Origin of the sequence: Streptomyces sp. R11, assembly GCF_041051905.1 — a bacterium.
In the GTDB taxonomy this organism is placed as follows: Bacteria; Actinomycetota; Actinomycetes; order Streptomycetales; family Streptomycetaceae; genus Streptomyces.
The window spans coordinates 2864190-2886333 of sequence record NZ_CP163432.1; the positions used below are offsets into that span (position 1 = coordinate 2864190).

18 protein-coding genes and 1 pseudogene are annotated in these 22144 nt (G+C 72.9%); 15 read left to right on the plus strand and 4 right to left on the minus strand.

Going from position 1 to position 22144, the window contains the following annotated elements; translation table 11 throughout:
• The first annotated feature begins 173 nt into the window (after positions 1-173).
• Positions 174-755, plus strand: coding sequence for a DUF2269 domain-containing protein (locus AB5J55_RS13050; RefSeq protein ID WP_369270837.1), 582 nt, complete (start codon positions 174-176; stop codon positions 753-755).
• 66 nt (positions 756-821) lie between these two features.
• On the opposite strand, the gene AB5J55_RS13055 is transcribed toward AB5J55_RS13050, so the two are convergent.
• Together AB5J55_RS13055 and AB5J55_RS13060 are read right to left on the minus strand one after the other, a co-directional pair.
• Positions 822-1976 (minus strand): helix-turn-helix domain-containing protein, encoded by a 1155-nt coding sequence (locus AB5J55_RS13055; protein ID WP_369276172.1) that lies wholly within the window; start codon positions 1974-1976, stop codon positions 822-824.
• Positions 1977-2107: 131 nt separating this feature from the next.
• Positions 2108-2260: a hypothetical protein gene (locus AB5J55_RS13060; RefSeq protein WP_167348315.1), complete on the minus strand. Its 153-nt coding sequence runs from the start codon at positions 2258-2260 to the stop codon at positions 2108-2110.
• A 201-nt stretch (positions 2261-2461) separates the two neighbouring features.
• On the opposite strand from AB5J55_RS13060, the gene AB5J55_RS13065 reads away from it, so the two are divergent.
• The 10 genes and pseudogenes from AB5J55_RS13065 (at position 2462) to AB5J55_RS13110 (ending at position 14848) form a co-directional block, all read left to right on the plus strand.
• On the plus strand, positions 2462-3448 hold the full coding sequence (locus AB5J55_RS13065) for a DUF3068 domain-containing protein (RefSeq protein WP_369270838.1): 987 nt from the start codon (positions 2462-2464) through the stop codon (positions 3446-3448).
• Between the two features lie 217 nt (positions 3449-3665).
• Positions 3666-4817, plus strand: a complete 1152-nt coding sequence (locus AB5J55_RS13070; protein WP_369270839.1) for a glycosyltransferase family 4 protein — start codon at positions 3666-3668, stop codon at positions 4815-4817.
• Between the two features lie 103 nt (positions 4818-4920).
• A complete protein-coding gene (locus AB5J55_RS13075) occupies positions 4921-5661 on the plus strand; it encodes a class I SAM-dependent methyltransferase (RefSeq protein ID WP_369270840.1) in 741 nt (246 codons plus the stop codon).
• Positions 5658-10133: an alpha-(1->3)-arabinofuranosyltransferase family protein gene (locus tag AB5J55_RS13080; protein ID WP_369270841.1), complete on the plus strand. Its 4476-nt coding sequence runs from the start codon at positions 5658-5660 to the stop codon at positions 10131-10133. The genes AB5J55_RS13075 and AB5J55_RS13080 overlap by 4 nt, the downstream gene beginning before the upstream one ends.
• A pseudogene (locus AB5J55_RS13085) lies at positions 10130-11547 on the plus strand (condensation protein). Before AB5J55_RS13080 ends, AB5J55_RS13085 begins: the two are co-directional and overlap by 4 nt.
• On the plus strand, positions 11544-12299 hold the full coding sequence (locus tag AB5J55_RS13090; RefSeq protein ID WP_369270842.1) for a class I SAM-dependent methyltransferase: 756 nt from the start codon (positions 11544-11546) through the stop codon (positions 12297-12299). Before AB5J55_RS13085 ends, AB5J55_RS13090 begins: the two are co-directional and overlap by 4 nt.
• Positions 12300-12323: 24 nt before the next feature.
• A complete protein-coding gene (locus AB5J55_RS13095) occupies positions 12324-13250 on the plus strand; it encodes a hypothetical protein (protein ID WP_369276173.1) in 927 nt (308 codons plus the stop codon).
• Positions 13247-13483 (plus strand): Trm112 family protein, encoded by a 237-nt coding sequence (locus AB5J55_RS13100; RefSeq protein WP_369270843.1) that lies wholly within the window; start codon positions 13247-13249, stop codon positions 13481-13483. Before AB5J55_RS13095 ends, AB5J55_RS13100 begins: the two co-directional genes overlap by 4 nt.
• Positions 13480-14283 (plus strand): FkbM family methyltransferase, encoded by an 804-nt coding sequence (locus tag AB5J55_RS13105; protein WP_369270844.1) that lies wholly within the window; start codon positions 13480-13482, stop codon positions 14281-14283. The genes AB5J55_RS13100 and AB5J55_RS13105 overlap by 4 nt, the downstream gene beginning before the upstream one ends.
• Positions 14249-14848, plus strand: coding sequence for a hypothetical protein (locus tag AB5J55_RS13110; protein ID WP_369270845.1), 600 nt, complete (start codon positions 14249-14251; stop codon positions 14846-14848). Before AB5J55_RS13105 ends, AB5J55_RS13110 begins: the two co-directional genes overlap by 35 nt.
• On the opposite strand, the gene AB5J55_RS13115 is transcribed toward AB5J55_RS13110, so the two are convergent.
• On the minus strand, positions 14845-15726 hold the full coding sequence (locus AB5J55_RS13115) for a RimK family alpha-L-glutamate ligase (RefSeq protein WP_369270846.1): 882 nt from the start codon (positions 15724-15726) through the stop codon (positions 14845-14847). The genes AB5J55_RS13110 and AB5J55_RS13115 overlap by 4 nt on opposite strands.
• Before the next feature lie 169 nt (positions 15727-15895).
• Between AB5J55_RS13115 and AB5J55_RS13120 the strand changes: the two genes are divergently transcribed.
• The gene (locus AB5J55_RS13120; RefSeq protein WP_369270847.1) at positions 15896-16957 is read left to right on the plus strand and encodes a MerR family transcriptional regulator; all 1062 of its coding nucleotides are present in this window, start codon (positions 15896-15898) and stop codon (positions 16955-16957) included.
• 58 nt (positions 16958-17015) lie between these two features.
• Here AB5J55_RS13120 and AB5J55_RS13125 read toward each other — a convergent pair whose 3' ends face one another.
• Positions 17016-17726 (minus strand): FadR/GntR family transcriptional regulator, encoded by a 711-nt coding sequence (locus AB5J55_RS13125; RefSeq protein ID WP_369270848.1) that lies wholly within the window; start codon positions 17724-17726, stop codon positions 17016-17018.
• A gap of 183 nt (positions 17727-17909) precedes the next feature.
• Here AB5J55_RS13125 and AB5J55_RS13130 point away from each other — a divergent pair, with 183 nt between their 5' ends.
• The 3 genes from AB5J55_RS13130 to AB5J55_RS13140 all read left to right on the plus strand — a co-directional run bounded on the left by AB5J55_RS13130 (position 17910) and on the right by AB5J55_RS13140 (position 22138).
• Positions 17910-19286 carry an SLC13 family permease gene (locus tag AB5J55_RS13130; protein ID WP_369270849.1) on the plus strand — a complete coding sequence of 459 codons (1377 nt, stop codon included), beginning with the start codon at positions 17910-17912 and terminating at the stop codon, positions 19284-19286.
• A 73-nt stretch (positions 19287-19359) separates the two neighbouring features.
• Entirely contained in the window at positions 19360-20805 is a 1446-nt protein-coding gene (locus AB5J55_RS13135; RefSeq protein WP_369270850.1) for an acyl-CoA synthetase, read from the plus strand.
• Positions 20798-22138 carry a carboxyl transferase domain-containing protein gene (locus AB5J55_RS13140; RefSeq protein ID WP_369270851.1) on the plus strand — a complete coding sequence of 447 codons (1341 nt, stop codon included), beginning with the start codon at positions 20798-20800 and terminating at the stop codon, positions 22136-22138. Before AB5J55_RS13135 ends, AB5J55_RS13140 begins: the two co-directional genes overlap by 8 nt.
• Positions 22139-22144: the final 6 nt, after the last annotated feature.

A 22144-nucleotide genomic window follows, 5' to 3' on the forward strand; every position in this document is an offset into this window, starting at 1 on the left:
GCTTCTCCTCGTATCCCCGCTACTGCGGTGACGACCTGCCCCGGCGGCCGGAATCATCGCCCTCGCGTGGCGAACGGAGCAGGGCGGGCGGCGCCGGGTACGCCGACGTCAGTACGCGGGGTTACTCCCGCCGTCAGACGTCCTCGGCGACCTGGCCCGGCACGGTGGTGTCCATGCCTTCCACGTCGTCCACGTCGTCCACGTCGTCCGGGAAACTGAGCCGGCCCGCCCGCCGGGCCGCCCTCGTCGTCCATGTCATCGCCTCCGCCGGCTGGCTCGGGCTCACGCTCGGGCTGCTCGCGCTCGGGATCACCGCGGCCACCACCGGCTCCGCGGTGACCGTGGAGGCGTCCGTGCGGGCCATGAAGCTGTTCGCCGACTGGCTCCTGCTGCCGCTCGCCTTCCTCACGCTGCTCAGCGGGCTCGTGCTGGCGCTCGGCACGCGGTGGGGGCTGGCGCGGCACCGCTGGGTCTACGTCAAGTTCTGGGTGACCCTCGGCACGACCGTCGCCACCGTCTTCGCCCTGCGCCCCGGCGTGAACTCCGCCGTCGAGGCCGTCGCCGCGGGCGGGCCGCTGCCCGACGCCGGGGACGTCCTGTTCGGGCCGATCGTGTCGCTGTCCGCGTACGTCTTCATGACGGTGATCTCGATCCTCAAGCCCTGGGGACTCACGCGTCGAGGCCGACGCCTGCGCGCCGCGTCCGCCCGCACCCCATCGCGCCGCACGGAGCCCGCCCGCCGGACCGCCGCCTGACGGGGTCCACAGCGCCGCCCACGCGCACACGTTGCGCACATGAGGGCCGGATCCGCCGTGCACCTTCTACCTGCGCGCCTCCCCCAATGCCCCCCTCAACCGCTGGGCCCGCAACACCAGCTCCAGCTCGAACCGTCGGTCCGGGTCGTCCATCTCGTCGCCCCACAGCTCCCGGATCTGACGGAGGCGGTACCGAACCGTCTGGGGGTGGACCCCCAGGCGGGCCGCCACCTCCGGCGCCCCGCCCCTGGTCTCCAGCCACGCCAGCAACGTCTCCGCCAGCCGCCGCCCGTGCGTGGGCCCGCAGTGCTGCAGCGGTGCCAGGCACCGCACCGCCAGGTCGTCGATCAGCTCCTCGGGCTGCAACAGCACGAGAGCTTCCGTGTGCTCGGTGCAGTACAGGACGTCGCCGGCCGGCAGCAGCCCCCGTTCCATCAGGCGTACGGCCGCCTCGGCCCAGCGCAGCGACTTCGCCGCGTCGGCGAGGGGCACCGGGGGGCCGATCGCGCCCGCCCAGCCGGCCAGGGCCCGGTGCAGCAGTTCGGGGCGGCCGCCGGCGTCCGGCTCGGGGACGACCATGCGCGGCTGCTCATACTCCATGTCGAGCAGCACCCCCTGCCCCACGGCCGGCGCCACCGCCTCCCGCGCCGGGCGCAGTAACACGCCCACGGCGACCTTCTCGGGCAGCGGCCAGCCGATCCGGGCCGCCCGCTCCGTCAGGGCGTCCGCCGGATCGCCCCGGTGGTGCTCGGCCAGCAGCAGTTCCATCAGGCGGCGTTGGAGACGCAGCCGCTCGCCCGCCTGCCGTGCCGCCGCCTCGGCGTAGCCGCGCACCGACTGGTCGACCAGGCCGTCCAGGTACTCGTAGCCCGCGTCCACCAGCTCGTACATCGCGGGCGGCGGAATGTCGACGATCTGGCCGATCTCGGCGAAACGGCGCCAGGCCAGCCGTACGCCCAGCCGGTAGATCGCCTGGAGGGAGTCCAGGGAGCGGCCGTTGTAGCCCTCGCCGCGGCCGAAGTCCTGGAAGACGCCCGGCGGTACGGTCGGACGGCCTTCCGACTTCTCCAGGTGCTCGACGAAGACCTCGATCGCACGCCGTATGCCGACCAGGGCCATCGGCTCGCCCGACTCGTCGAGGACGACCGGCAGTTGGGGGTACTCGCGCTGGATCTCACGCAGGATCTGCTCGGCGAGGGCCGGGGCGTCCGCCATGACCAGCTCCGCGAACCGGCGGACCTGGAACCGGGGTACGTCACGCCAGGCCGAGCGGGTGGGGGCGGCCGGGGTGTCAGGGGAAGCCGGGACGGCAGGGGATGCCGTGGCTGCCGGGGAGCGGGGCGCGGCCACGGTCAACTCCCCTGGCCCGCTTGCTCGTACGTGATCAAAGGTGTGTTCGGCTGGTCGGGTGTCGCTTCCAGCAGTGCGACGACGCCGAGCGCGGCACCCACCGCGAGTACGGCGGCGAGCGCGACGGTCAGCGCGGCGGCGAGCAGTCTGGACATCGCAGGGTCAGCCTCTCTGCATCCGGAGGTCGTCCCCACCCCGGTGGTGCCAGCCTGTACCCGACCCCTGCCTGTCGGCTTCAGTCTCGACAAGCCGGGACATCCCGTCAAGACATTGACACTTCGTCAAGGAAACGCCTACGGTTCCCGGCCCAAGAACGGCCAGGCATCGACCACGCGTCAACCCCACAGGAGTGCCGGATGCGCCGTACAGCCTCACCTCTCTCGTTGATCCTGCTGGGCATCGGCACGTTTCTGCTGGTACTGGCGCCCATGCTCGCCTGGTACGTGGCCCCGCGTGCCGCCGTGAACCCCATCGACATCGACACCACCGCCGTCTACAAGGGCACCGGCAGCGTCTTCGACACCGACAAGGTCGAGACCGTGCCGGACCAGAACATCACCGTCACCCAGCGCGTGCGCGGCAACGTGGCGGAAAGTGAGCGCAGCGGCAACGCCGTCTGGGACGTCATCACCACCGTCGACACCGACAAGTCGCTGCCGGCCGACGACCCGCACGACGCACTGGACTTCACCCCGCACCGCTGGGTGATGGACCGCACCACGACGAAGCCGGTGCACTGCTGCGAGGAGACGCCGTACATCGAGGGCGAGGCGTATCTGAAGTTCCCGTTCGACGTGGAGAAACGCTCCTACCAGTGGTGGGACAACACCGGCGGGACCACGATCACCCTGCGCTACGACGGCACCGAGAAGATCCAGGGCTACACGGGATACCGGTTCACGGGGACGGTCGCGCCCCGCAAGGTCGGCACCCGGCTCGTCCCCGGCACCCTCGTCGACGAGCCGGACCGGCCGCAGGTGCTGGCCGAGGAGTGGTACTCCAACCACGGGTTCAGGCTGGTCGTGGATCAGGCCACGGGCCGTGTGATCTACGCGCAGACCGGCCCGCGCCGCACCCTGCGGGCGCCCGGCGGCGAGAAGGACGCGGCAGTGCTGCTGGACAGCGAGAAGATCGCGTTCACCACGGCCACGCAGAAGGAGGCCGTGCGGCAGGCGAAGCGGGACAGCGGTCTGCTGCGCATGGTGGGCGGGACGCTGCCGATCGGGACTGCTGGGGCGGGATTCGTGCTTGCGGTGGTGGGTGGCGTTCTGGTGGTACGCGGCCGGAAGCGCCCGGAATCCCCCGCTACGGTCGAGATGCCCCAGCCGTCGCTCACAATGTGACGTGACGTCAGCTCTAATAAAGCCGGAAATTGTCACGTCGGTGAGTAGCCGTGGCGAACTGCTGGGCGAAAACTGTCCAACCCCACCCGGACACAGCCTGTCCACACCCCACGCACAACGACCGTAAGCAGTCCAGGACCTTTGATACTCCCCACAGGAACCCAAACCCTCCCTCCCCCACGCTGAGTTCCGCACCCTGAGACGAGTTGGAGCACGCATGCCCCAGCACGTGCCCTCCCCGCTGCGCGCCACTCTCCCCTGGGCGTCGCAGCAGCACCCTCCGGCGCTTCCCCCACATCCGCGCCGAATCGTTTTTCTCGCCCACCGTGACCTGGGCAACCGGTCCGCCGGCGGCTCCGAGCTGCTGGTCGACCGCCTCGCCGACGGCCTGACCCACCTCGGCCACCAGGTCACCCTCCTGTGCGGGGGCCCCGCGGCCTACCGCGACTACCGGGTCGTGTCCGCCGGCGGTTCCTACGGCCACTACCTCCGAGCCCGGTCCGCCTTCGCCCGTCAGGTCGGTGACTGCGATCTGCTGGTCGAGGTCTGCAACGGGATGCCGTACTTCGCCCCCCTCTGGCATCGCGGGCCGACGTTGTGCCTGGTCAACCACGTACACACAGATCTGTGGAAGATGCGGTTCGGCGGGGCGCTGGCGCCTGCCGCACGTCTCGGGCGAAGACTGGAGCACTGGGCGCTGACCGGTGCTCAGCAACGGAGTCTGATGGTCGCCGTGTCTCCGTCGACCGCGCAGGCGCTCCGCGGGATCGGCGTCGACCGGGAACGTATCCGTGTGGTGCACAACGGGGTGGAGGAGCCCGGCCCCCTGGGTGACCGCTCGCCGGAGCCGCTGTTCGTGGCGGTCGGACGGCTTGTCGAGTACAAGCGGATCGATCTGCTGCTGCGGTTGTGGGAGCGGGTGCGGCCCGTGACCGGGGGGCGGCTCGTCATCGTCGGGGACGGGCCGGAGCGGGCGTCTCTCGAGCAACTCGCCGGACGCGGCGTCGAGTTCGTCGGCCATGTGTCGGAGGCGGAGAAGCACCGGCTGCTGTGTGCGGCCTGGCTGCTGCTTCATCCCTCGGCCGTGGAGGGATGGGGGCTCGTCGTCACCGAGGCCGCGACCCGGGAGACGCCGACCATTGCCTTTGATGTGCCTGGGCTGCGGGATTCCGTCGTGGACGGGGAGACGGGGGTGCTTGCCGCCGGGGAGTCGTCCTTTGCCGCCGCCTGGTGCACGCTCGCGTTGTCCGGGCATCGACGGGAGTTGATGGGCAAGGCTGCGCGGGATCGCGCCGCGCGCTATCGCTGGGATCGGACTGTGCGGCAGTTCCTGGCGGTTGCCTCGGAGGCCGTGCGTCGTGACGCCTAAACGCCGTGGCGGGTCGGCCGGCTGGCGAGTGCCGGTGCGTCGTGGCTGGTCGCGCTCACGCGGCGGAGCCGAAAGAGTCACGGCCCCGCGCCCCTATGAGGCGTTGCCGCCCCGGGGTTTCAAGGATCCGTCACTCCGCCGCTCCCTCACCCTCTTCCGGGCCTTCCTCCATGAACAGGACGACCCCGAAGCCTGCTATTCGCTGCTTGCCCGTGACGCCGTCGATCAGGTCGAGGCCTACGACGGTCCCGTCGCCGGCCGTACCGTCGTGGACGTCGGTGGTGGCGGCGGGTACTTCACCGACGAGTTCCGGCGCCGAGGTGCGTACGCCTACCTCTTCGAGCCCGACGTGGCGGAACTCGGTGCGAAGCCGCCCGAAGGGGCCGTCGTCGCCGACGGGTACTTGCTCCCCCTGCGCGACGGCGTCGCCGACGTCACCTTCTCCTCCAATGTGCTGGAGCATGTGGCCGATCCGCAGACGTTCCTCAGTGAGCTGGCCCGGGTGACCCGGCCCGGTGGGCTGATCTACGTGTCGTTCACGAACTGGCTGTCCCCGTGGGGCGGTCATGAGTGGGCCCCCTGGCACTACTTCGGTGCCGAGCGGGCCCGCGCCCGCTACCGGCGTCGTACCGGGCGGGCCGCCAAGCACACCCTCGGCGAGAACCTCTTCGCCGTGCACATCGGCGCCACCCTGCGTCAGGTCCGCGCCCGTGACGACGTACAGGTCGTCTCGGCGCGCTCCCGCTACTGGCCGTTCCTCGCGGAAGCCGTCGTGAAGGCGCCCGGCATACGCGAGTTCGCCACCTGGAACCTCCTCCTCATCCTCAGGCGGTGCCCACCATGACGACGACCACGGTCCAGGCTCCTCCCCCGGCAGCCGTGCCCACCTCCGCGCCCGCCTCGGGGCCGCCGGAGGGGCCGCGCTCGCGGCGCTGGCTGCTGGGGTTCTGGGCCGTGGTGTTCGTGCTGTTGCTGGCGGTGCAGCCGGGGCGCCAGACGTTCGACACCAAGCTGGGTGTGACCGTCGATCCGGGGCAGTTCCTCGCCGATCTCGGGCAGTTGTGGCAGGACGAGGGCAGTTTCGGCGGGATCCAGAACCAGTACACGGGCTATCTGTGGCCGATGCTGCCGTTCTACTGGCTGGCCGATGTCGTACGGCTGCCGGTGTGGCTGGCGGAGCGGCTGTGGCTGTCGCTGATCGTGTCGGTGGCCTTCTGGGGTGCGCTGCGGCTGGCCGAGAGGCTGCGGGTGGGGAGCGGGGCGTCGCGGCTGGTGGCGGCCGTGGCATATGCGCTGTGGCCCGTCTTCACCGTCGTCGTCGGGTCCACGTCCGCTGCCGCGCTGCCCGGTGCCCTTCTGCCCTGGGTGCTGCTGCCGCTGACCGACGAGCGCTATGCCGCGCGGGTCGCCGCGCTGCGGTCGGCGCTGATCATCCCGTTCATGGGTGGCGTCAATGCCGCCTCCACGCTGGCCTCGCTGCTTCCCGTCGGGCTCTATCTGCTCTCCCGGCCGCCCGGCCCACGGCAGCGGAAGCTGATCGCGTGGTGGGTGCCGGGGGTCATTCTGGCGACCGCCTGGTGGGTGATCCCGCTTCTGCTGCTCGGCACGTACGGCGAGAACTTCCTTCCTTACGTGGAGAGTTCGCAGACCACGACCGAGACGATGGCGGCGACGGAGGCGCTGCGCGGCGGTGGCAACTGGGTCGCCTATCTGCACTTCGGTGAGGCCTGGCTGCCGGCCGGCTGGACCGTTGCCGCGTCCGTCGTCGTGATCGTCTGCTCGGCGCTCGCGGCCGGGCTGGGGCTCGCGGGGCTGGCCCGGCGGGACATGCCGGAGCGGCGGTGGCTGGTGCTGACCATGGTGACGGTCGCGCTGATCCTGCTCGCCGGGTACGGCGGGACGTTCGGGGCGCCCTTCCACGGGGTCGTGCAGGACTGGCTGAACGGCGGCCTCGTCCCCTTCCGCAACATCTACAAGTTCCAGACGGGGCTCGCCCTGGCGCTGGTGCTCGGCCTCGCCCATCTCGCGGGCGTGGCGGCCGAGGCGCGCGGGGCACGGCCGGTGCGGGGGCGGCGGTTCGCGCCGCTGATCGCGGCCGTGCTGGTCCTGCCGGGGCTGATGTGGCCGTACCTCAACGGCTCGATCCTCAACCCCGGGTCCTTCAAGGAGATCCCCAAGTACTGGCAGGGCACGGCCGACTGGCTGGAGAAGTACTCCCCCGACGCCCGCGCCCTCGTCGTGCCGGCCACCGCGCACGGCATCTACACCTGGGGCTCGACCATCGACCAGCCCCTGGACGTCCTCGCCGACTCGCGCTGGGCGCAGCGGGACTACGTCCCCTTCGGCACCCCCGGCAACCGGCGCGCGATGGACGCCGTGGAGCAGGCGCTGGTCAGCGGCGGACAAGTGCCGGGCCTGGCAGACTACTTGAGTCGCGCCGGGATCCACTACGTCGTCGTCCGCAACGACCTCGACCCCGACCAGATCGGCCACGTGCCGACGACGACGGTGAAGCGGACCCTGGAGCAGTCCGGGTACGAGCGGGTGACGGGCCTCGGGCCGGTCACGACCGGCGGGACGATCGCCCCGGGCACTCCGCTGCAGGTGGAGGGGCTGTATCCGCGACAGCGGGCGGTGGAGATCTACAAGCCGGCCGGCGCGGACGTGCCGCGCCCGCACCAGGCCGGGCTGCAGCCGGTGGCCGACACGGCCGTCGTCTCCGGCGGTCCGGAGGCGCTGCTGCCGCTGGCCTCCGAACTGCGTGGCAGAGCGAGCGTGTTGACCGGCGACAACCACCCGGGGCTCGGCTCGCCTCCGGTACAGGTGATCGGCGACGGGCTGCGGCGGGCGGACACCCGGTTCGGGCTGGTCAACGCCAACACGTCGTACACCTACACGCGCGACGAGCGCAACGCGCCCGACGCCGCGCAGGACGCGGGCGAGGAGCCGCACCAGATCCTCCCGACGACCGGCCTCGGCCACCAGACGGTGGCCGAGCTGCGCGGCGCGCGGTCCGTGACGGCCTCGTCGTACGGCAGCTGGCTCTTCCATCTCCCCCAGTTCGACCCGGTGAACGCCTTCGACGGCAACCCGGACACCGCGTGGACCGAGGGCTCGGAGGGGTCGCCGGTCGGGGAGTGGCTGCGGATCGCGTTCGCGGGCGGCTCGTACGACATGCCGTCGTCGGTCAAGGTCAGGCCGCTGCCGCAGGAGGGTGTGCGGGAGGCGGCGACGCGGGTGCGGGTGGAGACGGAGAAGGGGGCGGCGAGCTCGGTCCTGCGGCCCGACGGAACGACGCAGACGGTCAAGGTGCCTGCGGGTGAGACGAGTTGGATGAAGCTCACGATCACGGACTCCGTCTCCCGGCGGCCCGGACTGACCGGGGCGGGCTTCTCAGAGATCGATCTGCCGGACGTTCAGGTGACCCGGCTGCTGCGGCTGCCCACCGACGCCGGGAAGTCGGGGGCCGCCGCCGAGATCGTCTCCCTGTCCCGTACGGCCGACCCCACGGGCCTCTCGCCGACGGGCACGGAGGCGGGCCTGCACCGTCGCTTCACGACGTCGACGGCGGGGACGTACGAGGTGCGGGCGAGTGCGGTGCCGGTGGCGGGCGAGGAGCTGGACCGGCTGCTGTACGAGGTGGCGCCGGAGCAGCAGAACCGGATCGTCGCCACCGCCGACTCCACCGCCCGGCTGGGGGCGGGGCTGTCGCCGCGCAACCTCACCGACGGCGACCTGACCACGGCATGGATCGCGGGCGACCGGCCCACGATCCACCTCCGCTGGCCCGGAAAGCAGGCGGTGGGGGAGATCGTGCTGGCGCCGGCGGGCGGCCTGGCCACACGTCCGACCGAGGTGCACATCAGCTCGCCGGACGGCGCGGTGATCGCCGGGGTCGACGAGAACGGCTGGGTCCGCTTCCCGCCCATCACGACCGACCGGCTGGACATCACCATCACCGAGACAGCCCCGCTCACCCTCTACAACCCGATGGTGGACGAGGACCTGCAGCTGCCGGTGGGCCTGACGGAGGCCTACGTCCCGGCGCTCGACCAGTACCGGACCCCGCAGCCGAGGGAGTCCCGGCCGTTCTCGCTGCCGTGCGGGAAGGGGCCGGTGGTCGCGGTGGACGGGGAGCTGTACCGGACGAGTGTGCGCGGAACGGTACGGGACCTGATGGAGCGGCGGCAGGTCGATGTGACGCTCTGCCGGCAGGGGCGTGACGACACCGAGCTGCAGCTGTCCGCGGGTGATCACCGTGTGGAGGGCGGGGACGCGGGGCCGCTCGCGCTGACCGCGGTGACGCTGACGCGCGGCACGGTTTCCGAGGCCTCGACCGCCGGGCGTCAGCTGGGGATACGGGACTGGCTCGGCGACCGGCGCGAGGTGACCGTCGGGTCGGGCGCGGCGAGCTACCTCACGACGTACGAGAACTTCAACGACGGCTGGCACGCCACGCTGAACGGCAAGGAACTGACGCCGGTACGGCTGGACGGCTGGCAACAGGGCTGGCGGATCCCGGCGGGCGCCGGTGGCACGGTCGAGCTGTCGTACGAGCCGGCGGTGATGTACGAGGGCGGGCTGATCGGCAGCGCTGTCGCGATCGCGCTGCTGGCCGGGCTGGTCCTGTGGCGCCGCCGCGCACCGAACCCCGACGAGGCGCAGCCCGAACCGCCGCTGCCCGGCCTGTGGCTCGGCACGGTGGCCGTGACGGTGGTGGGCGTACTCATCGCCGGCTGGTTCGCCCTGCTGGTACCGGCCCTGGCGCTGGTGGCGTGGCGCAGGCATGTGCTGCTGGTGCCGATCGCGTTCGTGGCGCTTGCGGGGGCGGGGATTGCGGCGGCGGTCGGCGCCGGGGAGCCGGTGGGCGCGGAGGAGGGCGCCTTCGGGCCCACGGCTCAACTGCTGGCGTTGATCGGGTTGTTCGCCGGTGTGGTGGGGGTTCGGGAGTCGGCGGGGACGGTCGCATCCGCGGGCGGCCCCGGCCATGGATCGGGCCTGCCCGGCTCCACGGCTGTGCTGCCGCCGGTAGCCGGAGGTGGCGGTGCTTCCGGCTCGGAGAACCCGGAGCGGCCGACGCGCCCCTTGCCGCAGCGGGAGCGGGGCCGCAGTCCCATGGGGACGGAGCCTCCCGGGCCCACGGATCCCCGTGCCGACTCGGGGCCGACCGTCTCCGCGCGCGGTCCCGGCGCGCCGGTTCCGGATCCGCCGACCGCGCGGATCGCGCCCCGCAAACCGCGCTTGCGGGCGCCCGGCTCCGAGAGCCCGCCGGAGTCGGACGACACCGGGAAGACCGGGAAGGGCGAAGCCACATGACCGCACTGCAGCAGCCCGCCCGCGCCGAAGGTCCGCTGCGGCCGCCGATACGCGTCCCGTTCCCCGTCGTGGACGAGGTCGCCCGGCACTGCCTCCAGGAGGAGGAGCCGGAGACGGTGCACATCGAGGTCCACCTGCCGGGGCCGCTGGACGCGGGGCGACTGCGTACGGCCTTCGGTCAGGCGCTGCGCCGGCATTCGCGGATCCTCATGCGGGAGGCGCCGGGGCAGTGGTACCGGCGCCGCTACGAGTGGGAGCTGACGGCGGAACCGGACGTGGAGGTGGTGAGCTTCCCGGCCCCGGGACGGGACGCGCTGCGGGACGCACGCACGCGGGCCCTGACCCAGGCGCCGCCGCTGTCGCTGTCACCGCCGATACGGCTGGAGGTGGTGGAGGGGCCGGGGCCGGTCGAAGGGAGCGAGGCCACGGATGCCGTGGGTGACGCACGCGCGGCAGGTGCGCCCACCCGTGCCGCACCGAGCGGCACGACTGCCGGCAGGCAGGGCGGGTCGCACGGGACCGTGCTGTTCCTGACCATCAATCACACGGCACTGGACGGCCCCGCCTGTCTCCGTGTCGTCGCCACCGCCGCGGAGCTGTACGGAGGCGAGGACAACTCCCCCGCAGCCCCGCCCACCCGAACGATCGAGACCCAGCCCCTCACCGAGGAGACGCCCTCCAACTGGTCACCCCCCGCCCGAGTGCCCCCGGCACCCCCGAACCCTCCCCGGGCAACGGCATGCTGGTCACCGAACTCCCGCTCCCCCACCGCCCCAAGGGCTCCCCCTACACGGTCAACGACCAGCTGATGGTCACCACCGCGCTGACCATCGCCCACTGGAACCGCGAGCACGGCGCCCGACCCCGCCCCCTGCGCATCACCATGCCCGTGGACGACCGTCCCCGTGACGCCACCATGCCCATCGGCAACGGCACCCGACTCGTGGAAGTCCCGTTCAGCACAGCGGAGTTGGACGCACACGGCCCGGACGGCATGCCCGCCCTGCTGCACCGCACGGCCACCCGCACCCGTGCCCTCAAGTCCCTGCCCCGCCCCCAACTCGGCCACGGCGCCTCCCTCCTCACCGCACCCTGGGCGCCGGTCGGCGTCCGCGCCGCCCTCACCCGCGGCCTGCGCAGAGCCGCCGCGCCCTGGACCTCGACCACGCTGCTCAGCAACATCGGCCGTATCCCGTACCCCCTGGACTTCGGTGCGGAGGCCGGCCGCGCGCACGCCGTGTGGTTCTCGGCACCCGCCCGGATGCCCCGCGGCCTGACCGTCACCACCGCCTCCACCGCGGGCCGCCTCCACCTTGCCCTGCGCTGGTCGCGCGCCCTGCTCAGCCACGGCGACGGCGCCCACCTGCGGGACCTCTTCGAGCATTACCTGCACTGCACGGAGGTGACCTTGTGACGACCTCCCCCGTGAAACCCCCCGAGCTGCGCGACTTCTACGAGAACCCCGCCGTCCCCGTCGCCTCCGGCACCCCCCGCAGCCGCCGCCAGGCCCGCATGCTCGCCGAGGCCCTGGCATCAGGGCCGGAAGCGGAGGCGGGGGCAGCCGGCCGTACCCGCACGATCCTCGACATCGGCTGCGGCGACGGCACCGCCGCGGCCACGGCCGCGCCCTACCTCCCCGGCCACCGCATCGTCGGCATCGACTGGTCCCAGGACGCCCTGCGCCGGGCCCGCACCCGGATCCCGTACGCCGTCCGCGGTGAACTCACCGACGGCGGGCTGCCGTTCCTTACCGGCTCCGCCGACGCCGTGCTGTTCAGCGAGGTGATCGAGCACCTCGTCGACCCGGACGCCGCCCTGGACGAGATCCGCCGCGTGCTGCGCCCCGGCGGCCACCTGATGCTCTCCACCCCGAACCTGGCCGCCTGGTACAACCGCGCCCTGCTGCTGGCGGGGGTGCAGCCGGTGTTCTCCGAGGTCAGTCTGCGGGGCATCCACGGCCGGCCGGGGCGGGAGGTCGTGGGGCACCTGCGGCTCTACACCGCCCGCGCGCTGCGGGAGTTCGTGGCCGCGTCCGGATTCGAGGTCGTACGCCTCGCGGGCGCCCCCTTCCACGGCGTACCGCGCGCGCTGCGCCCCCTGGACCGGCTGGCCTGCGCCAGACCGCCGCTCGCGTCGATCCTGCTGCTGCACGCACGACGGACCTAGGGGGCGTACACCATGTGGTGGGGAGTGGGCGCGGCCCTGATGGCGAACACCCTGTACAGCCTCGGTTTCGTCCTGGAGAAACGGGCGCTCACCTCCCTTCCGCAGGTGAGCATCCGGCAACCCGCCCGGCTGCTGCGGCTGGTGCTCGGCAGCCCGCTGTGGATCGGCGGCTCGCTCGCCCTCGCCGCCGGATTCGGCGCGCAGCTCGTCGTCTACCGCACGCTGCCCATCGCCGCCGCGCAGGGCATCTTCGTCTCCGGGCTCGTGCTCCTCGTGCTGCTCTCGGCACGGCTGCTGGGCGAGGAGACCAGCGGGCGGGAGCGGTACGCGCTCGGCGCGATCCTCGCCGCGCTGCTGATGGTCGTGCTGTCGCTGCGGGAGGGACCGGGCGGCGGCGAGGCCGTCGGCCGGGCCGCCCCGTATCCGCTGATCCTGCTGGTGTGCGTGCCCTCGCTGGCGGCGGGCGTGTGGCTGTACAACTCCGCCGAGCGCAGGGCCCGGCACCGGCACCGGCTGCCGACGACCGGCGTCGAGTACGGAGTGGCGGTGGGGCTGCTGTACGGGGTCAGCTCGCTGGCCATCAAGGGGGTGTCGAGCTACCTGACGACGAGCGGAATCGGCGGCGCCGTGCTGGATCTGCTGCGCTCGCCGTACCCGTACCTCCTGCTGTTCACCGGCGCGTTCGGGCTGGTCATGTCGCAGGCGGCGCTGCAACGCTGCCGGGCCTCGCTGATCGTGCCGGTGTGCACGACGGTGACCTGCCTGTACACGGCCGTACTCGGCACGCTGTCGTTCGGCGAGGCGCTGCCCGAGGAACCGCTGCGGCTGGCGCTGCGGGTCGCGGGTACGGCGCTCGCCGTCGTCGTACTGCTGTCGATGCCGAGGCATGACCCACCGGCCGCACCGTCTCCCCAACCATCCATCGGCGCCAAGGAGTTGACCCCACCATGAAGCCCGACGACCCGTTGCTCCAGATCCTGGCGTGTCCGCTCGACAAGGGGCCGTTGCACCTCGTCGTGCCGGACGGGCCGGGCGAGGCGGAGGAAGCGGCCGAGGCGCTCTACAACCCGCGCCTGCACCGCCGTTACCCGATCGTGGACGGTATCCCCCAGCTGCTGCCGGCCTCCGGGGAGCAGGTCTCCGAGGCCGAACACGAGGAACTACTCAAACGGATGGCCCCATGACCCTGGCCGCGAGCATCGCCCCCCTGCTGCCCACCCGCCTGGTCGCCGCCGTCGCCCGGGCCGTGTACCCGCGCTTCGAGCCCGAGCTGGCCCGGCTGGCGGAGCTGTGCCCCGCCGGGTGCGGGACGGCCGTGGACGTCGGCGGGTGGTACGGCCCGTGGACGCGGCGGCTGTCGAGAAGGGCCCGCCGGGTGGTGACCGTGGAACCGGTCCCGCACCTCGCGCGGCTCCTCGCCGCGACGGCCCCGCCCAACGTCCGGGTCGTGCAGGCCGCGGCGGCCGAGCGCCCCGGCGCGGCCCGGCTCTGGCTGCCGCCGCACGACGCGGGCGACCGGGGGGTGTCCTCCCTGGTCCGCCGGAACATCCACGCCACGGCACTCCCGGTCAGCTGTGTCACCCTCGACGAACTCGGCCTCAAGGACGTCGGGTTCGTCAAGGTCGACGTGGACGGCAGCGAACTCGCGGTGCTGCGCGGCGCGACCGGCATCCTCGCCCGTGACCGGCCCGCCCTGTTCGTCGAGCTGGAGTCCCGCATCCAGCCGATCGCCCCGGTGCTGACGTATCTCTCCCTGCTCGGCTACGACGGCTGGGTCCTGCCGGGCCGCGACTGGATCCCCCTGTCCGCCTTCCCGCTGGAGGCCCACCAGGCCGAGGCCGCCCATGTCGTCACCCACGGCCTGCTGCGCCGCGTGCTGCCGTTCCGCGGCCCCCGGTACGTCAATTCGGTCCTCTTTCTGCCCGACGGCCGCCGCCCCGTGGGCGACGATGGACCGCATGCCCTCCGGAAAGCACCCCGCTAGCCCCTTCACCCCGCTCGACTTCCAGCTGGTGCTGCTGCGCCGCATGGCCGACCACAACCCGGACCTGGTGGACGGCGCCCGCCACGAGCTGGGCGTCTCGATCGCCGACATGCGCGAGGCCAACAAGCGCTGGCAGGCGATGGTCCGCTCCCCGCGAGCACGCGGGGCCGCCTCCCGCTACCGCTCGGTGCTGGGCGCGCCCGAGTCCGTCGTCACCCGCAAGGTCGGCGACCTGGACTGCGAGGCCTGGCTGTGGCCGGTCCCGCTCTGGCCGGACCTCCGCTTCGAGGTGCTGCTCGCCCCGAACGGCGCGGTCTGGAACGAATGGCTCGTCCGCGCCCCGGGTTCCGCGGCCCCGCCCCTGCGCACCCTCGCCGACCTCACCCCGTGGTCCTGCACGGTCGACGAGGCGGCCCGCGCCTTCGCCCCCGCCCGGCCCCTGGAGGGGACGGCCCCGACGCGCTGGGGCCTGGCTTTCGCGGCGCCGGACGGGGAGGGGGTGCGGCGGGAGGCGGTCGCGGAGTTCACGTGGGGGTTGCTGCAGCGGGTGGCGGTTCGCGGCTAGCCGACGGCCGCCGCGAGGATCGCCTCCACAACCCCCGGCACCGACCCGGCGTGCAGCGACAAGAACAGATTCGGCTCGACGAGTTCCAGCTCCATCACCCGCGGCTGCCCGCCCGGCCCGTCCTCCCCGTCGACGAGGTCCACGCGCGCGTACAGCAGCTCGGCGGTGTGCGGTACGGCGGCCAGGGCGCGTTCGGCGACGGTGAGTTCGGCCGGGGTGGGGGTCCAGGGTTCGAGGCCGGGGTGGGCGACCTTGTGCTCGTCGTACGGCGTGCCGGGGGTCAGGACGGCACCCTTGCGGCTGGCGTGCAGCAGGCGGCCGCCGTAGAACTGCAGGGCTCGCTCCCCGCTGACGTCGATGCCCTTCACATACGGCTGCACCATCGCCGTGAGCCCCTCGGCGTGCATGCGCGCGAGGTGCCGTACGGCCGTGTCGTGCCCGTCGGGCGTGTACCGGGCGGCGAAGCGGGCGCCGGCGCCGGAGGTGGGCTTGATGACGTACTCGTGGTCGAGGGGGAGGTCGGGGGTGTCGCCGGGGGCGAGGTAGCGGGTGGGCACCACGGGCACCCCGGCCGCGGCGAGGTCGCCGAGGTAGCGCTTGTCGGCGTTCCATCGGACCACCTCGGCCGGGTTCGCCAGCCGGGTGGCCTTGCCGCAGCGCTCCGCCCAGGCCAGGAACTCGGCCGCGCGCCAGCTGTAGTCCCACGTGGAGCGGATCACGGCGAGGTCGTACCCGCCCCACTCGATCTGCTCGTCGTCCCAGTACACGGACTCCGCCTCGGCTCCGGCCTCCCGCAGCGCCCGCAGCAGCACCGGGAGGTCGCGGTCGGCGCTGACCTCGGGGCCGGGACGGCAGGTGACGAGGGCGATGCGGGCCACGGCGGGTTCCTCCAGGTCGGACGCAGGCGGGACGACAGGTAGCACGGCTGTGCGATGCGCAGGCTAACAAGCGCGTTCCGGGCGGCGCTCCCGGAACCGGGGCGGGCCGCTTGACCTTCACCTTCGGTGAAGCCACAGCATCGGTGCCGAGGAACCGGAGGGGATCGGGATGCGCGAGGAAATGCTGACGATCGGGGCCTTCTCGAAGGCCTGCCGGCTGTCGCCGAAGGCACTGCGGCTGTACGACGAGCTGGAGCTGCTGAAGCCCCGCCGGGTCGACCCGGACACCGGGTACCGGTACTACGCCGTCGACCAGTTGGAGCGGGCCCGCCTGGTGGCGTGGCTGCGGCGGCTGGGCATGCCGCTGGCCCGGATCCGTCAGGTGTGCGCGCTGCCGGCGGCCGACGCCGCCCACGCGATCCATGCCTACTGGGCGCAGGTCGAGGCGGAGACGGCCGTACGGCGGGATCTCGCCGTGTTCCTCGTCGACCAACTCGTCGCAGCACCGAGGAAGGACACCACCATGCTGGAACTCCGCTACGCCGCCCACTCCGACCGGGGCCGGACCCGCCCCGCCAACCAGGACACCGCCTATGCGGGAAACCGGCTGCTCGCGGTGGCCGACGGCTACGGCCCGGCGGGTGTGCCCGCGAGCAGCGCGGCGGTGGAGGCGCTGCGCTTCCTGGACACGGCCGAACTCCCGGCGGGCGACGTCCTGAACCTGCTGGAGGAGGCGGTGCGGGGCGCCACGGAGGCGGTCCGGGACGCGGTGGACGGTGCCGATGACGCCGGAACGACTCTGACGGCACTGCTGTGGACGGGCTCCCGCCTCGCCTTGGTCCACATCGGTGACTGCCGCGCCTATCTCCTGCGCGACGGGGCCCTGTTCCGCGTCACCGAGGACCACACGGTGGTCCAGTCGCTGATCGACGAGGGCCGGCTGACGCCGGAGGAGGCCACGACCCACCCCCAGCGCTCCCTGCTCCTGAAATCCCTCTCCCCGACCACTCCCCCGGACCTCCGCCTACGCGACGCCGAACCCGGTGACCGCTATCTCCTCTGCTCCGACGGCCTCTCCACGGTCGTCCCCGACGCCCGCATCCGCCACCTGCTCACCAGCACCCCGTCCCCCGACACCGCCGTACACGCCCTGATCGACGCGGCGAACGAGGCCGGCGGACCGGACAACGTGAGTTGTGTGGTGGCGGACGTGGTGGAGGCGGCGGCCTGACAGATGCTCTCTGCGGCGGCCTGACAGACGTTCTCTGCGGCGGCCTGACAGACGCTCTCTACCGGCCCTCTTCCTCCGGCTCCCAGTCCAGCAACCGCACCTTCGCCACCGTGCGGACATGGCGGCGCATCGCCGCTGCCGCCCGCCCGGGCCGCCGGTCGGCGATCGCGTCCAGGATGGCCTGGTGCTGGGCGAGGGAGCGGGCGGGGCGGTGGGGCTGGCGGAGCGACTCCGTGCGGCTCTCGGCGATCTGCTCGGCGATGGAGCGCATGAACTCGGCGAGGATGCTGCTGTGGGCGGCGGCGGTGACCGCGGCGTGGAAGAGGCGGTCGCCCTCCACGCCGTGACCGTCGCCCTCGATCTCCTCGGCCATGTGCGCGAGGGCCGCACGCATCGCCGCCAGGTCGTCGTCCGTACGGCGCTCCGCGGCCAGTTCGGCGAGTTTCGTCTCCAGCGCCTCGCGGGCCTCCAGTACGTCGGGGAGGCGCCTGCGGCGCTCGACCAGCTTCTCGACCGGCTCCACGTCGAGGCTGTCGCGGACCAGGTACGTGCCGCCGCCGTGCCGCGCCTCCACCAGGCCCTGGACCTCCAGGACCACGATGGCCTGCTTCACCGAGGCCCGGCTGACCCCCAGCCGCTGGGCCAGGTCCCGTTCGGGCGGCAGACGGTCACCGGCATGCAGGCCGCCCTCGGTGACGTACTGCCGCAGCCGGTCGAGCACCTGCTCGTACAGGCGCTGTTTGGCCATGGGCCGCAGGGCGTCGGTCACGGGCTCCCCCTCTCGTCGGGAGCGTAACACCGGGCCCCCGAGTGGAAGAGTGGCTCAGCCAATTTGCGCGCGACCCCTTGACGCGCCCGGCCGGCGCACCCACGCTAACCAGCCAGGCGCCCCAATTGGCTCAGCCACTCGTCCACTCACTCCATCACTCGGGACCCAAAGACGGGAGCCCGCATGTCCCCCGAACTCATCTCGATCCTCGTCCTCGCCGTGGTGTTCGTCATCGCCACCACCCGCTCGATCAACATGGGCGCGCTCGCCTTCGCCGCCGCCTTCGCCGTCGGCACCCTCGTTGCCGACCTCGACGCGGACGGCATCTTCGCCGGCTTCCCCGGAGACCTCTTCGTCGTCCTCGTCGGCGTCACGTACCTCTTCGCGATCGCCCGCGCCAACGGCACCACCGACTGGCTGGTGCACGCCTCGATCCGCCTCGTCCGCGGCCGGGTGGCGCTCATCCCCTGGGTGATGTTCGCCCTCACCGGCGCGCTCACCGCCATCGGTGCCGTGAGCCCGGCAGCGGTTGCGATCGTCGCGCCGATCGCGCTGAGCTTCGCCGCCCGCTACGGGATCAGCCCGCTGCTGATGGGCGCGATGGTCGTGCACGGCGCCCAGGCCGGCGGCTTCTCGCCGATCAGCATCTACGGCTCGATCGTCAACGGCATCGTCGAACGGGAGAAGCTGCCGGGCAACGAGGTCGCCCTCTTCCTGGCGTCCCTGATCGTCAACCTCGTCATCGCGGCGGTCGTGTTCGTCCTCTTCGGCGGACTGAAGCTGTGGTCACAGGGCGCGGTGACGGCCACGGAGGACGGGACCTCCGGCGGCGGGAGCGCCGTGAAGGCGGACCCGGCGAAGAACCCGCCCGGAGGCACCGCCGGTGGCGGAACCTCACCCGCCGGTACGGCCGCGGGCGGTACCGCCGTCGCCGTCCGCCCCGAGGCGCCCATCGCCGCCCACCTCACCCCCGCCCGTACCGCCACCCTCCTCTCCCTGGTCGCCCTCGTCGTCGCCGTTCTCGCCTTCGACCTGGACGCCGGCCTGACCGCGATCACCCTCGCCGTCGTCCTGAGCACGGCGTGGCCGGCGGACAGCCGTACGGCGGTCGGCGAGATCGCCTGGCCCACGGTGCTGCTGATCTGCGGTGTGCTGACGTACGTCGGCGTACTGGACGAGATGGGCACCATCACCTGGGCGGGCGAGGGCGTCAGCGGCATCGGCGTGCCGCTGCTGGCCGCCGTCCTGCTGTGCTACATCGGCGCGCTCGTATCGGCGTTCGCCTCGTCCGTCGGCATCATGGGCGCGCTCATCCCGCTCGCCGTGCCGTTCCTGGCGCAGGGCGAGATCGGGGCCGTCGGGATGGTGGCGGCGCTCGCGGTGTCGGCGACCGTCGTGGACGTGAGTCCGTTCTCGACGAACGGCGCGCTGGTGCTGGCCGCGGCACCGGACGTCGACCGTGAGCGTTTCTTCCGACAGCTGATGGTGTACGGAGGGATCGTGGTGGCGGCGGTGCCCGCGGTGGTGTGGCTGGTGCTGGTCGTGCCGGGCTGGGGGTAGGTCGTAGACCTACGTGCACGACGCCACGGGCGACCAGGTGACAACAGGCAGAGACAGCTAAGGAGTACGACGCGTGTCCTCTCTCTTCCCGGCCCTGACGGCCGGTCCGGCGGGGCGGGTTGCCCTGCGGTTCGGTGACCGGGCCCTGACGTACGCGGAGCTCTCCGCCGCGACCGGTGCCCTCGCGGGCCGGATCGCGGGCGAGGCGCGGGTCGCCGTGTGGGCGACGCCGACCCTGGAGACCGCCGTCGCCGTGGTGGCGGCGCTGGAGGCCGGGATCGCCGCCGTACCGCTCAACCCGAAGTCGGGCGAGAAGGAGCTGGGGCACATCCTGTCCGACAGCACGCCGAGCCTCGTAGTCGCGGCACCCGGCGATCAACTCCCCGCACCCGTCGGCGAGTTGACGCGAGTGGACGTGGACGTACGGGCCGCCGCCCCCCGCCCGGCCGAGCAGGCCGGCGAGAGCGACCCCGCCCTCGTCGTCTACACGTCCGGCACCACCGGCCCGCCCAAGGGCGCGGTCATCCCCCGCCGGGCGATCACCGCCACCCTGGACGCGCTCGCCGACGCCTGGCAGTGGACCGGCGACGACACCCTCGTGCACGGGCTGCCCCTGTTCCATGTGCACGGCCTGGTCCTCGGCATCCTCGGCCCGCTGCGCCGCGGCGGATCCGTGCGCCACCTGGGCCGGTTCGACACGGAAGGCGTCGCGCGCGAGCTGAACGGCGGCGCGACCATGCTGTTCGGCGTGCCGACGATGTACCACCGCATCGCCCAGGCGCTCCCCGAGGACCCGGGGCTGGCGCAGGCGCTCGGCAAGGCCCGGCTCCTGGTCTCGGGCTCGGCCGCGCTCCCCGTGCACGACCACGAGCGGATCACGGCCGCGACCGGACAGCGGGTCATCGAGCGGTACGGCATGACGGAGACGCTGATGAACACCAGCGTCCGCGCGGACGGCGAGCCGCGGCCCGGTGCGGTGGGCGTACCGCTGCCGGGCGTGGAGCTGCGGCTGGTGGAGGAGGACGGGACGCCGATCACGTCGTACGGCGCCGAGACCGTGGGCGAGATCCAGGTGCGCGGCCCGAACCTGTTCACCGAGTACCTCAACCGCCCCGACGCGACGGCGGCCGCGTTCACCGAGGACGGCTGGTTCCGCACCGGCGACATGGCGGTGCGCGACCCCGACGGGTACGTCCGGATCGTCGGCCGCAAGGCCACCGACCTGATCAAGAGCGGGGGTTACAAGATCGGGGCGGGCGAGATCGAGAACGCCCTCCTCGAGCACCCGGGCGTGCGGGAGGCCGCCGTCACCGGCGAACCGGATGCCGACCTGGGCGAGCGGATCGTGGCGTGGATCGTCCCGGCGGATCCCCAGTCACCGCCGGGCGCCGACGAGTTGGCGGACCATGTCGCCGCCCGCCTGGCCCCGCACAAGCGGCCGCGCCGGGTCCACTACCTCGACGCCCTCCCCCGCAACGACATGGGGAAGATCATGAAGCGGGCCCTCACCCATGACTGAGCGGCGCCCGTCGGCACGCGAGACGATCGCGCTGGTCGCCGACGACTCGACCTTCACCGAACTCCCGTACCCGGCAAGGGATTCCGGACCGGACGGTCCGCTCGGCTGGCAGGGCTACGACGCCTCACGCGCGCGTGCCGGCGAGCGCACCGGCGAGGATGAGTCGGTCGTCTGCGGCACCGCGAGCGTGGCGGGCACCCGGGTCGTGCTGCTGGCCTTCGAGTTCGGTTTCCTGGGCGGCTCACTCGGCCGGCGCACCGGGGACCGCCTGGAGTCCGCGTACACCCATGCCCGCGCCCACCGTCTCCCGGTCGTCCCGCTGGTCGCCACGGGCGGCAGCCGGATGCAGGAGGGCATGTTCGCGCTGACCCAACTCCAGCGCGTGGCAGAGCAGTCGACGCTCACCCGGGAGGCGGGCCTGGCGCAGATCGCGGTCCTGCGGGACCCGACGACCGGCGGCGGCTGGGCCACCCTCGGCGCGGGCGCCGACGTGACCCTCGCCCTGCCCGGCGCCCAGGTCGGCTTCGCGGGCTCCCGGGTCCGCCCGCCCGACGCCGATCCGACGGCGTACACGGCGCAGGCGCAGCTGGCGGCGGGGGCGGTGGACGCGGTGGTCCGGCCGGAGGAGCTGCGGGCGGAGCTGGGGCGGTGGCTGCGGCTGCTGGCGGGACCGCCCGCGCAGGAGGCGCCGGTGCCCCGCGCCCTGGGCGGGCCCGACCTGCCGGCCACCGGCTGGGAGGCGGTCCGGCGGGCCCGTGCCCCGCAACGCCCGCACGCCGAGGCCTACTTGGACGCCTATTTCACCACCCGCGTCACGATCAGCGGCGATCGCTGCGGCGGCACCGACCCTGAGGGCATCCGCTGCGGCTTCGGCACCCACGACGGCCGTACGGTCGCCTACGCCGCCCAGACCGGCAGCGCCACCCGCCCCGCCGGCTACCGCACCGCCACCCGCCTGATCCGCCTCGCGGACCGGCTCGGCATCCCGGTGCTCACCCTGGTGGACACCCCGGGCGCCGCCAACGACGCGGAGGCGGAGCGGCAGGGGGTCGGCGCGGCGATCGCGGACCTGTTCACCGCGGTGGCCGGCGCCCGCGTCCCGATCACCACGCTGCTCATCGGCGAGGGCGGGTCGGGGGGCGCGCTGGCGCTGGCGGCACCGGGCAACACCTGGGCGACGCCCGACAGCTACTTCTCGGTGATCGCGCCGGAGTTGGCGGCGGCGATTCTGAAGCGGGGGGTGGAGGAGGTGGAGGCGACGGCGGATCAGCTGCGGATTCGGCCGCAGGATCTGGTGGAGCTGGGGGTGATCCGGGGAGTCGTCGAAGGGTAGGCAGTG

What these genes read in the sequence shown, in the direction of transcription:
- AB5J55_RS13140 (WP_369270851.1), top strand. Translation starts at nt 20,798, where the DNA reads ATGACTGAGCGGCGCCCGTCGGCACGCGAGACGATCGCGCTGGTCGCC.
- AB5J55_RS13105 (WP_369270844.1), top strand. Translation starts at nt 13,480, where the DNA reads ATGACCCTGGCCGCGAGCATCGCCCCCCTGCTGCCCACCCGCCTGGTC.
- AB5J55_RS13080 (WP_369270841.1), top strand. Translation starts at nt 5,658, where the DNA reads ATGACGACGACCACGGTCCAGGCTCCTCCCCCGGCAGCCGTGCCCACC.
- AB5J55_RS13120 (WP_369270847.1), top strand. Translation starts at nt 15,896, where the DNA reads ATGCGCGAGGAAATGCTGACGATCGGGGCCTTCTCGAAGGCCTGCCGG.
- AB5J55_RS13070 (WP_369270839.1), top strand. Translation starts at nt 3,666, where the DNA reads ATGCCCCAGCACGTGCCCTCCCCGCTGCGCGCCACTCTCCCCTGGGCG.
- AB5J55_RS13130 (WP_369270849.1), top strand. Translation starts at nt 17,910, where the DNA reads ATGTCCCCCGAACTCATCTCGATCCTCGTCCTCGCCGTGGTGTTCGTC.
- AB5J55_RS13065 (WP_369270838.1), top strand. Translation starts at nt 2,462, where the DNA reads ATGCGCCGTACAGCCTCACCTCTCTCGTTGATCCTGCTGGGCATCGGC.
- AB5J55_RS13060 (WP_167348315.1), bottom strand. Translation starts at nt 2,260, where the DNA reads ATGTCCAGACTGCTCGCCGCCGCGCTGACCGTCGCGCTCGCCGCCGTA.
- AB5J55_RS13110 (WP_369270845.1), top strand. Translation starts at nt 14,249, where the DNA reads ATGGACCGCATGCCCTCCGGAAAGCACCCCGCTAGCCCCTTCACCCCG.
- AB5J55_RS13100 (WP_369270843.1), top strand. Translation starts at nt 13,247, where the DNA reads ATGAAGCCCGACGACCCGTTGCTCCAGATCCTGGCGTGTCCGCTCGAC.
- AB5J55_RS13050 (WP_369270837.1), top strand. Translation starts at nt 174, where the DNA reads ATGCCTTCCACGTCGTCCACGTCGTCCACGTCGTCCGGGAAACTGAGC.